The following is a 14,224-nucleotide window of genomic DNA, read 5'->3' as shown; positions in this document are numbered from 1 at the left end:
TGAGCCCCCGCCCTTCACCGGCTAGAACCCCATCCATGCGCATTTCGAGGCTCTTCCTGGCGAACCGGTTTTGGGCGATGTTTTGTATCGCCTTGGCCGTCGTCTTTGCTGGCGCCTCGCTTTCCACGTCTATCGACAAGATCCAGCATGCGCCGGGTGTTTCGTTCGAACACGACCATTCCTTATTCAGCGATGCTTCCATCATACAAGACCATGCCGACGATCATCACGTGCCCCAACCCGGCGACAACGATCCGTCCGACCATCTACCCGGCAGCCATCACCATCATGGCGATGGCGGCTCGGCTGTGCCGGTGACGGCCTCGGCGGATTCCGTCCAAGTCGCTTTGTCCAGCGAACTGCTCGGGCTTGCGCCGGATAACCAGACACCAGGCCTGCGCATTCCCGGCCCCGAACGACCTCCCAAGAGCCTCGCGATCCCAAGCTGAGCCGCCGCGTCATGTGAGGCGCGGCATCTGCCACGCCTGCTCGTGAGGCCGTTCTTGTCATGCTTTCCATCCTCGTTGCGCGCCGACCGGCGCGTTTGCGGCGCGCGCTTGCGATAGGCGCAGCGCTGGCCGCCCTGTCCGCGCCTTCAATCGGCGCGGCGCAGTCCCTCAGCCTGTCGGATGCGCTGTCGCGCGTCGCATCCGGCGATCCTTCCGTCGCAGCGAACGCCGCGCGGCTCCGTGCGGCCGATGCCGCCATTACCCAAGCCGATGTGCGGCCACGCGATGTCGTCGGCGTCGATGTCGAGGATTTCGCGGGCACCGGCCCCTATTCCCCGCTCGAACGATCGCAGACCACCGCCTGGTATGAGCGAACGTGGGAACGCGGCGGCAAGCGCGAAGCCCGCATCGGTGCGGCCCGCTCGGACCTGGGCATCGCTGTCGAGCGCAACCGCCTACGGATGCTCGACCTCTTGGCCCAGGTGCAAGCCGCCTGGGTCGATGCGCTGGCAGCCGAAGCAGTGATCTCTATTGCCGAACAGCGCCTCGCCGCCGCCCAGCGCGTGGAAGCGGAGACCGGCCGCCGTGTCGGGCGCGCGCTCGATCCGCTGTTCGCGGGCGAACGGGCGAGGACCGCCGTGGCGCAAGCCCGCATCGCGCTCGATCAGGCGCGGGAGACTGCGCGGATCGCCCGCGCCAGTCTCGCTGCCTTCTGGGGCGGCACGGCCGATTACAGTCTCGATCCCTCGCCGTTCGGGATCGCTACCCCCGGCGCGACGGCGGCCGAGGACAGTCCCGACCTCGCCCTGCTCGCCGCCGAGCGCGACGCTGCCGGTGCCCGCGTGCGGCTTGCGGAGACCGGCAATGCCGGCGACCCGACCGCGCGGGTTGGCGTTCGCCATTTCGGGCAAGGCAATGACGTGGCGATTATAGTTGGCGGCTCGATCCCGCTCGGCAACCGCGCCGCCAATCGCGGCAATGTCGCGCGCGCCAATGCCGAAGCTCAGGCCGCCGAAGCCGAGATCGCCGTCGCGCGGGTGCAGGTGCGGCGTGAAATCGACCGGCTGACAGCCGAACGGGCGAGCCTTGCCGCCGAGATCGTCCGGATCGAACGCGAGGTTCTGCCGAGCGCGGAGCGCGCGGTGGTGCTGGTGCGCGATGGTTTCGCGCGCGGCGGCACCGCCTTCACCTTCCTCGAAGTCAACCAGGCCCAGCAGGCCGTCGTCGATGCCCGGTCCCGCCGGGTCGAGCTGCTGCGCCGCTTCCATCTCGATGGCGCCCGGCTCGACCGGCTGACCGGTCGCCATGCCTCCCTCCTTGCCAGCGCGGAGAACCGCTGATGACACGATCCTTCCTTTTCGCGGGCTCGCTGCTCGCTCTTTCCCTGCTCGCCGGATGCGGCGAGTCCCCTGCCACCAAGGAGGCGGCCGAACCCAAGGCGGCCGCTGCCGCCGACGACTATGAACGCGGGCCGCATCGCGGGCGAATGCTGCGCGACGGCGATTTCGCGGTCGAGATCACCATCTTCGAGGATGGCGTAGATCCCGAGTTCCACGTCTATGCCTACCGGAAAGACAAGCCCATTCCGCCAGGCGAAGTCCAGCTTGCGATCGAGCTGTCGCGCCTTGGCGGCAAGGTCGATCGTTTTGCCTTCACCCCGCAGGAGGACTATCTGCGCGGCGGCGGTGTGGTGATCGAGCCTCATTCGTTCGACGTGAAGGTGCGCGCGGTCGAAGGCGGCCGCACGCACAACTGGACCTACGCCTCCTATGAGGGCCGGACGACGATTTCGGCCGAGGCGGCGCGGGCCGGAGGCGTCAAGACCGAGCGCGCGGGTTCCGCGACCGTTGCCGAGCTGATCGACATGGGCGGGCGGATCGAGATCACGCCCGAAGGCAAGGCCGATGTCCGCGCCCGGCTTCCCGGCCAGATCGTCTGGATGACCGGCAAGCTGGGCGATCGGGTCAGCCGGGGGCAGACACTCCTGCGCGTCGAGTCCAGCCATTCGCTCCAGACCTACGCGGTGCCGGCGCCGATCAGCGGCACCATCATCGAGAAGAACGCCAATGTCGGCGACACCACCGGCGACCGGGCGCTGTTCGTGGTTGCCGATCCCACGAAGCTCCATGCCGAGTTCTTCGTCTATCCCCGCGACGCCGAGCGCGTGCGCGTGGGCCAGCGGGTGAGCGTGCGAAGCCTGTCGGGCGAAGCGAAGCTCGACGCGCCCGTGGAAGCCGTGCTGCCGACCGCGGACGTCGCCAGCCAGACGATGATGGCGCATGTCCATCTGCCGCCCGAAGCGTCGCGAACCTTCCGCCCCGGCATGGGCGTCGAGGGATCGTTCGCCGTGGCCGAAGCGCAAGTGCCGCTCGCGGTCAGGACCAAGGCCATCCAGCGGTTCCGCGATTTCGAGGTGGTCTATGCCAGGGTCGGCAACACCTACGAGGTGCGGATGCTGGAGATCGGGCGGCGCACGCCTGAATGGACCGAAGTGCTCGGCGGCCTCGAACCCGGCACCGAATATGTGACCGACGGCGCTTTCCTGATCCGCGCCGACATCGACAAGTCGGGGGCCAGCCATGACCACTGAGACCGCCACCCACAAGCATACGCCCTTGCTTGAACGCCCACCTCTTCTGGAAAAGATTGTCGCCTCCGCGATCCGCTTCCGCTGGGCCGTGCTGGTCGTTGTCGCGCTGCTCTGCGGCATCGGCGTCTGGGCCTTCCAGCGCCTGCCGATCGACGCGACGCCGGACATCACCAACGTCCAGGTGCAGATCAACAGCGAAGCGACCGGCTTCTCGCCGCTCGAAGCCGAGCAGCGCGTCACCTTCCCGGTCGAGACCGCGATCGCCGGTTTGCCGGGCCTGCAATATACCCGCTCGATCTCGCGCTACGGTCTTTCCCAGGTAACGGCCGTGTTCGAGGACGGCACCAATATCTACTTTGCGCGCCAGCTCATCAACGAACGGCTCCAGACGGCGCGCGACCAGCTTCCCGATGGCGTCGCGCCCGAGATGGGGCCGATCGCCACCGGGCTGGGCGAGATCTTCATGTATACGCTGGAAGCGGCGCCGAATGCCCGCAAGCCGGATGGGAGCCGCTATACACCCGAAGATCTGCGCACGCTTCAGGATTGGGTGATCCGGCCCCAGCTCAGGAACACCCCCGGCGTCACCGAGGTCAACAGCATCGGCGGCTATGAGCGACAGTATCATGTGACGCCGCTGCCTGACCGGCTCTCGGCCTATGGGCTTACTCTCAACGATGTTGTCGAGGCATTGGGGCGCAACAACGCCAATGTCGGCGCGGGCTATGTCGAGCGCTACGGCGAGCAATATCTGGTCCGCGTGCCGGGCCAGGCGTCGGGCATCGACGATCTCAAGTCGATCATCGTAACCAATCGGGGCGGGATACCGATCCGCGTGGCCGATGTCGCCGATGTCGGCATGGGCGAAGAACTGCGCACCGGCGCGGCGACCGAGAACGGCCAGGAAGTCGTGCTCGGCACCGTGTTCATGCTGGCTGGTGAGAACAGCCGGATCGTCGCGCGCGCGGCCGCCGCGCGGCTCGAGGAAGCGGCCAGGGCGCTCCCGGCGGGCGTGAAGGCCGTGCCGATCTACGATCGCACCGATCTCGTCGAACGGGCGATCTGGACCGTCGAGAAGAACCTGCTCGAAGGTGCGCTGCTGGTGATCGTCGTCCTGTTCCTGCTGCTCGGCAATATCCGCGCGGCGCTCATCACGGCGGCGGTGATCCCGATTACCATGCTGATGACCATCACCGGCATGGTGCGCGCGGGCGTCTCGGGCAATCTCATGAGCCTGGGCGCGCTCGACTTCGGGCTGATCGTCGATGGCGCGGTCATCATCGTCGAGAACTGCCTGCGCCGGTTCGGCGAGGCACAGCACCAGCTAGGGCGGCTGCTGAAACGCGAGGAACGCTTCGCGCTCGCCGCGTCGGCGACGTCGGAGGTCATCCGGCCGTCGCTGTTCGGGATGCTCATCATCGCTCTGGTCTATGTGCCGATCTTCGCGCTCACCGGCGTCGAGGGGAAAATGTTCCACCCGATGGCGATCACCGTCGTCATGGCGCTGACCTTCGCGCTGATCCTGTCGCTGAGCTTCGTGCCGGCGGCAGTCGCGCTGTTCGTCACCGGCAAGGTTGAGGAGAAGGAAAGCCGTCTGATGGGCTGGGCGCGCAAGGTCTATGCGCCCGCGCTCGATGCCGCCCTGCGGCTCCGGGTTGCGTTCGTCGCGGGCGCGGTGGCGCTGGTCGCCATCGCGGGCTTTGCCGCGACGCGCATGGGATCGGAGTTCGTTCCCAATCTCGACGAGGGCGACATCGCGCTCCACGCCCTGCGCATCCCCGGCACAAGTCTCAGCCAGGCGATCCAGATGCAGACCACGCTCGAAGCGCGATTGAAGCGGTTCCCCGAGGTCGAGCGGATCGTCGCCAAGATCGGCACCGCCGAAGTGGCGACCGATCCGATGCCCCCTTCGGTCGCCGATACCTTTATAATGCTCAAGGATCGCAGCGAATGGCCGGACCCGCGCAAGCCCAAGGCCGAGCTGGTCCGCGAGATGCAGGAAGCCGCCGCGACCATTCCCGGCAACAATTACGAGTTCACCCAGCCGATCCAGATGCGATTCAACGAACTGCTGTCGGGCGTCCGGGCCGATGTCGCGATCAAGGTGTTCGGCGACGATCTCGATCAGTTGTTGGAGATCGGTCAGGCCGTCGAAGGCGTGGTGAGCGGCATCGAGGGCGCGCAGGATGTGAGCGTCGAGCAGGTTACGGGGCTGCCCGTCCTCCAGATCACGCCCGACCGGGCGGCGCTGGCGCGGCTCGGCCTCAACATCGGTGATATCCAGGAGGTGGTGGCGGTCTCGATCGGCGGCCGGGAGGCCGGGCGGATATTCGAGGGCGACCGGCGCTTCCCGGTGATCGTGCGATTGCCCGAGGACATCAGGAGCAAGGCCGACGAGATCGGGCGCTTGCGGATTCCGCTGGCAGGCAATGGCGCCAACCCGCGCGGGTTCGTGCCGCTCGCCGATGTCGCCAAGGTCGAGGTGGTGATCGGACCCAACCAGATCAGCCGCGAGGACGGCAAGCGCCGCGTCGTCGTGACCGCCAACGTGCGCGGGCGCGATCTCGGCTCGTTCATCGAGGAGCTTCAGCAAAAGGTGGACGCCGAGGTCGAAGTCCCCTCCGGCTATTGGGTGAGCTATGGCGGTACGTTCGAGCAATTGATCTCGGCGGCCGAGCGGCTGCGCCTGGTGGTGCCCGCCGCGCTGCTGCTGATCTTCGGCTTGCTCTACGGCCTGTTCCGATCCGCCAGGGATTCCGCCATCGTCTTCTCCGGCGTGCCGCTGGCGCTGACCGGCGGCGTGGCGGCGCTGCTGATCCGGGGTATGCCGCTCTCGATCTCGGCGGGTGTCGGGTTCATCGCGCTCTCGGGCGTGGCGGTCCTGAACGGCGTGGTGATGCTAAGCTTCATCCGGCAGCTCCGCGCCAGTGGCAACGGCCTTGAGGATGCGATCCGCGAAGGCGCCCTCACCAGGCTGAGACCCGTGCTGATGACCGCGCTGGTGGCAAGCCTCGGGTTCGTGCCGATGGCGTTCAACGTCGGCGCGGGCGCGGAAGTGCAGCGGCCGCTCGCAACAGTTGTGATCGGCGGCATCATCTCCTCGACACTGCTGACGCTGCTGGTCCTGCCCGCGCTCTATCGCCTCGTGCATGGCCGCAGGGCCGAACCCGAAACGCGAACGCCGCCGGACATGGCGCCCGCCATAAACTGACCCATGCCGCTCCCATGCGTCGATCGCGCATGGGAGCGGACAGTCTGAGGAATTGCCCATGCTCTCGGTTCTCGCCAATCGCACCTACCGCCACCTGTTCCTGGCGCAGATAATCGCGCTGGTCGGCACCGGCCTCGCCACGGTCGCGCTCGGCCTGCTCGCCTATGACATCGCCGGGGCCGATGCGGGGGCCGTGCTCGGCACGGCGATGGCGATCAAGATGATCGCCTATATCGGCGTCGCCCCGGCCGTCGGCGCCTATGCGAGCCGCTTGCCGCGCCGCAGCTTCCTTGTCGCGATGGACGTGATCCGTGGGCTGGTCGCGCTGGCGCTGCCGTTCGTCGATCAGGTCTGGCAGGTCTATTTCCTGATCTTCGTGCTGCAATCAGCCTCGGCCGGATTCACGCCCACCTTCCAGGCCACCATTCCTGACGTGCTGCCCGACGAGAAGGACTATACTAGCGCATTGTCGCTCTCGCGCCTCGCTTACGACATGGAAAGCCTGACCAGCCCGATGCTCGCCGCCGCGCTGCTGACGGTGATGAACTTCCACTGGCTGTTTTCGGGCACCGCGATCGGCTTTGCCTGCTCGGCGCTGCTGGTCCTGACGACGGTTCTGCCGCGTGCTGCCGCCGCCAAGCCAAAAGGCGGCATCTACGACAACACCACGCGCGGCGCCCGGCTCTATCTCAAGACGCCCCGGCTGCGCGGGCTGCTGGCGGTGACGCTCGCCGCCGCCGCCGCGAGCGCGATGGTGATCGTCAATACGCCGGTGCTGGTGCAGGCGGCGCTCGGGTTGGGGCAACGGGAGGTGGCGATCACGCTCGCCGCGTTCGGCGGCGGCTCGATGTTGGCCGCGCTGCTGCTGCCGCGCCTGCTCGACAAGCTGCCCGACCGCACGGTGATGCTTGCGGCGGCCTCGGCAATGACCATCGCGCTGGCCGCGCTGGCTCTCTCATGGCGCGGTCATGCCTCGCCCGGCTATTGGAGCGTCATTCTCGCGGGGTGGGCGGTGCTCGGCATTGCCTATTCGGCGAGCATCACGCCGGGCGGCCGCCTGTTACGACGATCGTCGGGCGAAGCGGATCGGCCCGCCCTGTTCGCCGCGCAGTTCGCGCTCAGCCATGTGTGCTGGCTCGTCGCCTATCCGCTGGCTGGCCAGACCGGCGCGCAGGGTGGCATGGGCCTGGCGTTCGCGGTCGCCGCCGCGCTGTCGCTGATCGGCGTGGGACTAGCGTTCCTGATCTGGCCAAAGGAGGATGCCGACGTGGTGGAGCACGATCACGCCGCCCTTCCGCCCGACCATCCCCATCTCGCCGTAGGCCATCCGCAGGGTCGCGCGGCCCATATATTCGTGATCGACGAACTGCATCCGCACTGGCCGATCCGATAGGATCGCGGAGTCGGAAAAGCGGACGCCGGGGGATGGCCCCGGCGTCCTTGCAGGGTCAAGGCTGGCGGAAGTCGCCCAAGACGAACTGGCCGCCTGCCGTCAGCACGACATGGAACAGCTTGCGCGCCGCATTCGGTTCGGCTTCGTTGCGAAAGGTCACGATCGTCTGGCGCTGACCCTGGCTGGTGCGCTCGCGCGTGCCGGCAACGGTCGCCTTCGACCAGCTCGCCGGCAGCTTCGCCTGGCTGATGAGCCGCACCACATTGTCGCGGGCGGTCTGCTGGGGGGTGCGCGCCTCATGCTCCTCGTCGTCATGGTCGGGATGGGCGAGCGCCGGGGCAGCATGGAGCGCGAAGGCGGCAAGAGCGATAAGAGCAATACGCATGGAAATATCCTTTTCAGATTGGAAATGAGGTTCAGGGAAGCGCGGCGAACTTCTCGAAGTCGCCGGTTGCGGTCACGGTGATGGTGACGGGCTGGTCGGTGCGGTTCTTCCAATACCAGCCATGCGTGCCGTCGAAGGGCGCGCGGAACTTGCCCGATGCGCCAGCCGAGCTGCCTTTCTCATAGCTCGTATAGTCGTCGCTCGCAGCGCCTGCCGGCTCGCCGTGCAGCTCGAAACGGACCTCCGCGCCATCCGTGGCCCAGCGATAGTCGAACTCGCCGCCCGCCTTCATGGTCGCCTTGACCTCACGGCCTTCATTGGGAGCGAGCGTCAGCTTCACCTCGACGGGTTCCCCGGCCTTCAGCGCGGGCGCCGGGGATGCGGCGGGCGCTGCGGCCACGGGCGTCGCCGGGACGGCATGGCTTGCGGCTTCCGCCCGCTTGACCTTGCCCATCTCAGTCAGCCCGAGCAAGCGGCCGACGCCGGTGGGATCGACGCCATATTCGGCCGGAAGCACGGTCGTCACAAGAATGACGGCGGCGGCTCCGAGAGCGATCAGGGTCGCGCGGTTGAGCTGGCGCAGGCTCGGCAACTCCCCGATGCCGGGTTGCGGAACTTGGTTCATGATGCGGCTCCTTCCAGAGCAAAGCCCGCGAGCTGATAGCCGGTGAGCACGAAGCCCGCGGTCATCAGCACGACGTTGGCGGTGAAGGCATGGGCCGAAAAGCTGCGCGTGCGCCGCCAGTAGCCCATGACGATAAGGATGGCGGCGAGCGCGAGGATCTGCCCGATCTCGACGCCGACATTGAACGAGAGGAGATTGACGATCAGCCCATCCGGGGACAGCGAGAAGTCTTGTAGCTTGGTCGCAAGGCCGAAGCCGTGGAACAGGCCGAAGATCAGCACCGCCGCCTTGGTATTGGGCTGGACGCCGAACCATCGCTGGAACGCGCCGAGGTTGTCGAGCGCCTTGTAAACGACCGACAGGCCGATGATCGCATCGACCAGATAGGCGCTGACATTCGTGCCCATGAGGACGCCCGCGATCAGCGTCGTCGAGTGACCGATCGCGAACAGCGTCACATAGGCGGCGATGTCCTTCATCCGGTAGAGGAAGAAGATCACGCCGAACAGGAACAGCAGATGGTCGTAGCCCGTCACCATATGCTTGGCGCCGAGATAGAGGAACGCGCCGATCTGTGGCCCGCTCGTCTGTTCGATATAGCCCTGATCGCCCTCGGCGACGCCGTGCGCGAAAGCCGCGCCAGCGAAGGAAAAGGCCATCAGGGCAAGGAGGACCGTGCGGCAAATCGCCGGAGGTCTGGCCCGTAAGGAATTCATGACATGACTTTCCTGAGCGCCGGACGGGCAAGCGGCCCGCCAGGCACATGCCTGGAGAAACGGCGCGAAACAAACCCGCACCGCGTTCACGCGGCGGCTGCCGCATCAGGCTCAGGCGGCGGGTGGCTCGAGCAGCGGCGCGAGAACGGCCGATGGCAGTTGCGGTTGGTTGTGCGGCCAGTGTCGGGGCGCTCGGTCAAGCCTCGTCGCCGGGACCGGCGCCGCATACGCGAGCCGGTCGACGAGCAGATGAACATGGGCGCTGGTCCCGTCCGATTCATGATCGGTATCGGGCGCATCGCTAGGGCTATGGCCATGCCCGGCATGATGATGTTCGGCCGTGAGCGCGTGATCGTGGCTGATCGACGCGATCGGACCGCCGTGGGAGAAAGCCAGCGTCAGCACGAACAGCAAGGAAAGTAGCCGGACGATCAACATAGCAAGGTCGAGAGGCCTTTCCTTCCAAAGTGTTCTTAAGCCCGAATCCTGCGAACTTCGCAATTCCTGACCGCGCTTATCTGCGAATTATTCGCAAAAAGGAAGCTCTGGATCAATCCTGGAGCAATTGCAGCTTCTGCGCTTGCCCAATCACCCGCCGCACGCCCTCGGGCGACCATGCCAATCCGCCGCGCGGCGTTGGCTCACGCAGATCTCGGGTCAGCCAGGACGCAATGTCCCGTAACGAGGAATCCGGATGCGTTTTCAGGCGATCGGCGACAAGCCGCGCGACCCGCGTATCAGGCGGCAGGCGCGGTGCCTGGTCAAGGATGATTGCATCGGCATAGCCGGCCTTTACCAGGGCTCGGCACGCTTTCACCAGAGTTCGCTCGCTGAACGAGCGCACGGGTGGCGTGATGGCGCGGATTTGCCGTAGGACTAGTGCCCAAGGCAGATGCGGCCGCAATCTGGCAACCGTCGGCAACCAGCGGTGCCGATCGTCGATCAACTCATTGAGATAGCGTTCCTTGAGGCTGTAGCGGATATCGGCGATCGCCGCCGGATCGCGTGCGCGCATCTTCGGGTTTCCAGGTTTAGCTCCTCGTGCAACGGCCGCCTTAAGACCGGCGCGGGTCCGCTCGCGGATCAGCGCACGCTCGAACTCCGCGAAGGCGCCGAGCATTTGCGTCATCAGCATGCCCTGCGCGCTCGATGTATCGATCGGATCGTTGATCGAGCGAAAATAGGCGCCCTTCCCCCTCAGGGTCTCCACGATCTCGAGCAGATGCGAAAGCGATCGTGCCAAACGGTCGATCCGAACCACCAGCAACGTATCGCCATGCCCGACGCGTGCGAGCGCACGCGCGAGGTTCGGACGATCGCGGCTGCCCCCGCTCGCCTTGTCCTCGAGGATCACCGTGCAGCCTTCGGCGCGCAGCGCACTGAGCTGGATGGCCGTGTCCTGCTCGTCGGTCGAGACCCGCGCGTAGCCGATCAAAGCCATTTGTCACATTCCATATAACGGGGTCAAACGACCGGTTGCCCCCATATGATATGAATTCGAGGACCTTATGGCCAGCTTTGATTGAGGTGGTCGAGTTCGATCGGCCCATCTCGACGGCCACAGAACCCGCTGTCAGCCCGGCTCTCCCGCGCGGACAGGCAGCGTCGGCTTTCACATCCTGGCGAGCTCGAAAATGCGGGCAGTCTGCGGGGTTTTCTCGGCAGAGGCCGCACCAGTCCGGGGGTTTGCTACCCAGAATCCGGCGGTTTGGGGACAATCTGGCGCGCTACGTCGCGCGGTAAGCCAGAGTCCGGTCGTATGGGGAAACCGACACCAGCGATAGCGCAGACACCTTCTATTGTATAGAGTGGTGATAACGGTCCATTATCAACACTACGCATATCGACAACATGGACCGAAACTATCTTCCAGGATATAATCAGGGGATGGCGCGCCCCTCCCCTGCCCTGATATCGGTTCCGTGGACGGCCGAACTCGCCTCCGCGCTCGAGGCCGCCGCCCTCGCGATCGCGCGCCTCGATGCCCGGATTTCCGTCAGTTCCGTGGCTACGGCCTGGTCGCTACGCGCCGCGTGGAGCGGTTATGCCACCGCCCTCCAGCTGCAGGGCGTGGAAATCGACGAAGCGGACGTATTTTCGTGGGGAACAGGGGTCCATTTGCCCGGTCGGCAGCAACGATCGTCGCTGGACGACCCGTTCTCGGCCTTCGATCCGTGGCGGCGCGCGTTGGCCGCGATCGGCCATCACTGGCAGGAACAGCTCCCGTTCACGCCCGAACTCAGCGACGGGTTCGCCGCCGCCCCGGCCTTGCTGCGCGCCTGGGAGATCACCCGACAGTTCACCCAGGCCGACCGGTCGATCCTGCCCTGGCTCTGGTTCCCCATCCTGCTCCACCGCATGGGCATCACCCAATGCCCCCTCCCCGCGCTCGCCTGTGGTGACAAGGCTTTGCGGTTCGGCACCCTTCAGCCAGGACCGCAATGCCTGCGCCTGCTCCGCCAGATGACCAAGGCCGCGGATCGGTCGCTCGCGACGCTCACGATGATCGAGGACGATCGCCGGCGTGCCATCGCTGTCTTCGCGGCGCTCCACCGACCAGGCCAGCTCACCACGCTCGCAGTCGCGCTGTTGCATCATCCGGTCACCAGCCCCGATCGGACTGCCGAGACGCTTGGCCTGACGCTCTCCGGCGCCGGCAAGCTGCTCGAACGCGCCGCGAAGGTCGGCCTGGTTAGGGAGGTGAGCGGGCGACGCTCGTGGCGGGTCTATGCCGCCCCGGACGTCGCAGTCGCACTGGGCCTCGCCCCGGCCCTACGCGGCCGTCCCCGCAAGTCCGTGCAGCCCGCGGCGCCTCCCAAGGAAGTCGAGGACATCCTCGCCACCTTCGATCGGGAGATGGCGGAGTTCGACAGCCGCTTTGGGACGATCACGGTGCCCGAGAATGACGGCATTGCTTAACCGCTAGGCGCGATTTCGGCTATCTGAAGCCTTGCTGATGCCTTGAGGAAAGGATCTGCTGCCACAGCGCGAGGCCGAGATCGGCAGGCGACGTGAGGGTGTCTGCGCCTTGCTATTGAGCTCAGTTCCGCGCGGAGCCGAGACTCACACCTAAGTCAACAACCCCTCAATTGCTTTAAGTACCTCCGCTGTCGTGGCGCCCGTCTTGGGAGCGACCTTGATGGTAAGCCCCCCTCCCCTCGCCTTCGCGTACCGCAAGATAACCTTCCCCCCTTCGCCAGTTACCTCTTTCTCACCGCCAGCCTTCGCCACAGGTTCGACGGTCGCCTTGACGAGGCGCTTGGCAACCTCGGGACCGCTGATGGTAAGCCCTTCGGTCACCCGCTGCATTTCGATGCGCTTCGCTTCGTCTCGCATCTTCGGGAAGGCCTTGGCGTCGCCGGCCAAGGGCTTGATGTCGCGAGCCACACGAACAGTGATGTCGTGCGTGTCGGAAAACGCGGCGACAATCTCCTCGGGCAGCCGAGCGACGTCGAGCAGCCTGCTCAACCACGAGCGGGAAAGATTGAGATGCTCGGCCATTTGAGACTGCGAACCGTCGTAGAATTCGGCGAGCGCGACCGTATATTCCTTCGCGCGCTCCCAATCCGAGATGTCTTTGCGCGAGCGGTTCTCGACGTCGGAGACCCGAAACGCCTCTTCATCAGTGACGTTTTGGATCGTGACGAGATAATCATACTCGGGGTGATGATGGTCGCGCAGCCAGCGCACGGTCCACCACCGGCGCACGCCGGCGATGATCTCGTAGTCGTAGTCGGGCTCGTCCTTCAGCCGACGCACGATCGCTGGAATGCGCTGCTTTTTCGCTGACAAAAACGAATCGATCAGATCGCGGCAGCTGTCTTCCGTCAGGTGGTCGAGATCCCGATTATGCATCCGCCAGGGACGACAACGCGCGGGGTCGACCCACTCGGTCCGATCGGCCACCGTTTTACCGGTCGCGATCCGAGCCAATGTTTGGCTGCGGCTTGCCATGATACCCTCGGCCGGAGCGGATGTGTCGAGGGCAGCTTCCTCGTCGAGGCCCTCCGTAAACATCGTGCCGAAGCCCTTGTTGCCTTTGCTCATCGGCTCGTTCCTTCTTCACACCCTACTGCGCGGCACCCCCTCGATGAGGCCCTGTTGCCACGTGGCAACAAGGCCTCTTTCAGGGCATTTAAGAGGGGCAAAACGTCGTCTCGGGTTTCCATGCCAATTCTATCCAACTTATTGTTTTTACCGTCTTTTATGTGGTGTTGCCACGTGGCAACTGACCTCTAAACCTGATCCCTTGCCCTGCTCGCCCACATGCGCAAAACGTCCGTTTCGATGTCGTGGCAGACATCGTTGAGATGCCGCAAGCAACGATTATAAACCTCGTGCGAGGTGACCGGCTTCTCGAGTTCGAACACCGTCTTCATGCGAGAGCTCGCGTTGTCGATCTCGGCGCTGGTGACCATAACGGACTGCGTCATCGAGCCGCCAAAAACCTGCCGCATCATCGAGAGAATCTCTCGATGCATAGACTTGCTTTCATCGACGCGACTGCCGACCAGCCGGATGAAGTTATAGGCAGGCCGGCCACGTCCAGCGAGCTTCTCAAGCTGCTTCATCGTCGTTCTCGTCATGTCGATGAACGAGACAGTCGAAGCAAAATCCACCAGGCTCGGCGGCACCGGGATCACCATTGCGTTTGCTGCCTGGAGAACCGCCATCGATACCATGCCGAGCGCGGGCGGTGGGTCCATGATCACTATGTCATAGTCCTCGACCACCGAATCGATCGCTTGTGCAATCAGGTCGATTATTTCCATGTTTTGGTTCTGCGCCATGTAGCCGGCGATTTCATATTCCAGATTGTACAGTCGCAGGTTCGACGGGATCAGGTCGAGGCCGT

At 65.3% G+C, this 14,224-nt stretch carries 13 protein-coding genes; 6 read left to right on the top strand and 7 right to left on the bottom strand.

Annotated features, from left to right (window positions below):
* Nucleotides 1-35 precede the first annotated feature (35 nt).
* The 5 genes from OVY48_RS05805 to OVY48_RS05785 are packed head-to-tail and all read left to right on the top strand — an operon-like array spanning nt 36 to nt 7,643.
* Nucleotides 36-449, top strand: coding sequence for a hypothetical protein (locus OVY48_RS05805; RefSeq protein WP_020372088.1), 414 nt, complete (start codon nt 36-38; stop codon nt 447-449).
* Between the two features lie 59 nt (nt 450-508).
* Entirely contained in the window at nt 509-1,789 is a 1,281-nt protein-coding gene (locus tag OVY48_RS05800) for a TolC family protein (protein WP_029548569.1), read from the top strand.
* On the top strand, nt 1,789-3,039 hold the full coding sequence (locus OVY48_RS05795; protein ID WP_016744737.1) for an efflux RND transporter periplasmic adaptor subunit: 1,251 nt from the start codon (nt 1,789-1,791) through the stop codon (nt 3,037-3,039). Before OVY48_RS05800 ends, OVY48_RS05795 begins: the two co-directional genes overlap by 1 nt.
* Nucleotides 3,029-6,250 carry an efflux RND transporter permease subunit gene (locus OVY48_RS05790; RefSeq protein WP_016744736.1) on the top strand — a complete coding sequence of 1,074 codons (3,222 nt, stop codon included), beginning with the start codon at nt 3,029-3,031 and terminating at the stop codon, nt 6,248-6,250. The genes OVY48_RS05795 and OVY48_RS05790 overlap by 11 nt, the downstream gene beginning before the upstream one ends.
* 58 nt (nt 6,251-6,308) lie before the next feature.
* Complete coding sequence (locus tag OVY48_RS05785; protein ID WP_046765591.1) at nt 6,309-7,643, top strand: MFS transporter; 1,335 nt, start codon at nt 6,309-6,311, stop codon at nt 7,641-7,643.
* A gap of 55 nt (nt 7,644-7,698) precedes the next feature.
* Here the strand turns inward: OVY48_RS05785 and OVY48_RS05780 are convergent, their stop codons facing one another.
* The 5 genes from OVY48_RS05780 to OVY48_RS05760 all read right to left on the bottom strand — a co-directional run bounded on the left by OVY48_RS05780 (nt 7,699) and on the right by OVY48_RS05760 (nt 10,810).
* Entirely contained in the window at nt 7,699-8,028 is a 330-nt protein-coding gene (locus OVY48_RS05780) for a DUF6488 family protein (protein WP_016744734.1), read from the bottom strand.
* Nucleotides 8,029-8,059: 31 nt separating this feature from the next.
* The gene (locus tag OVY48_RS05775; RefSeq protein ID WP_029548568.1) at nt 8,060-8,653 is read right to left on the bottom strand and encodes a hypothetical protein; all 594 of its coding nucleotides are present in this window, start codon (nt 8,651-8,653) and stop codon (nt 8,060-8,062) included.
* Nucleotides 8,650-9,369, bottom strand: coding sequence for a HupE/UreJ family protein (locus OVY48_RS05770; protein ID WP_029548567.1), 720 nt, complete (start codon nt 9,367-9,369; stop codon nt 8,650-8,652). Before OVY48_RS05770 ends, OVY48_RS05775 begins: the two co-directional genes overlap by 4 nt.
* Nucleotides 9,370-9,480: 111 nt before the next feature.
* Nucleotides 9,481-9,807: a hypothetical protein gene (locus OVY48_RS05765; RefSeq protein ID WP_046765592.1), complete on the bottom strand. Its 327-nt coding sequence runs from the start codon at nt 9,805-9,807 to the stop codon at nt 9,481-9,483.
* Between the two features lie 112 nt (nt 9,808-9,919).
* Nucleotides 9,920-10,810 (bottom strand): recombinase family protein, encoded by an 891-nt coding sequence (locus OVY48_RS05760; protein ID WP_016744730.1) that lies wholly within the window; start codon nt 10,808-10,810, stop codon nt 9,920-9,922.
* 410 nt (nt 10,811-11,220) lie between these two features.
* Here OVY48_RS05760 and OVY48_RS05755 point away from each other — a divergent pair, with 410 nt between their 5' ends.
* Nucleotides 11,221-12,288, top strand: coding sequence for a hypothetical protein (locus OVY48_RS05755; protein WP_313922071.1), 1,068 nt, complete (start codon nt 11,221-11,223; stop codon nt 12,286-12,288).
* A gap of 150 nt (nt 12,289-12,438) precedes the next feature.
* On the opposite strand, the gene OVY48_RS05750 is transcribed toward OVY48_RS05755, so the two are convergent.
* A complete protein-coding gene (locus OVY48_RS05750) occupies nt 12,439-13,416 on the bottom strand; it encodes a ParB/RepB/Spo0J family partition protein (RefSeq protein ID WP_313922069.1) in 978 nt (325 codons plus the stop codon).
* A gap of 188 nt (nt 13,417-13,604) precedes the next feature.
* Nucleotides 13,605-14,224 (bottom strand): AAA family ATPase (locus OVY48_RS05745; RefSeq protein ID WP_313922068.1); only part of this gene is annotated, 620 nt, incomplete at its 5' end.

Source organism: Sphingobium sp. SA2 (assembly GCF_032227065.1).
GTDB lineage: Bacteria > Pseudomonadota > Alphaproteobacteria > Sphingomonadales > Sphingomonadaceae > Sphingobium.
Note: the sequence above shows the minus strand (reverse complement) of the source record. Positions and strands in the feature narration are given on the sequence as shown.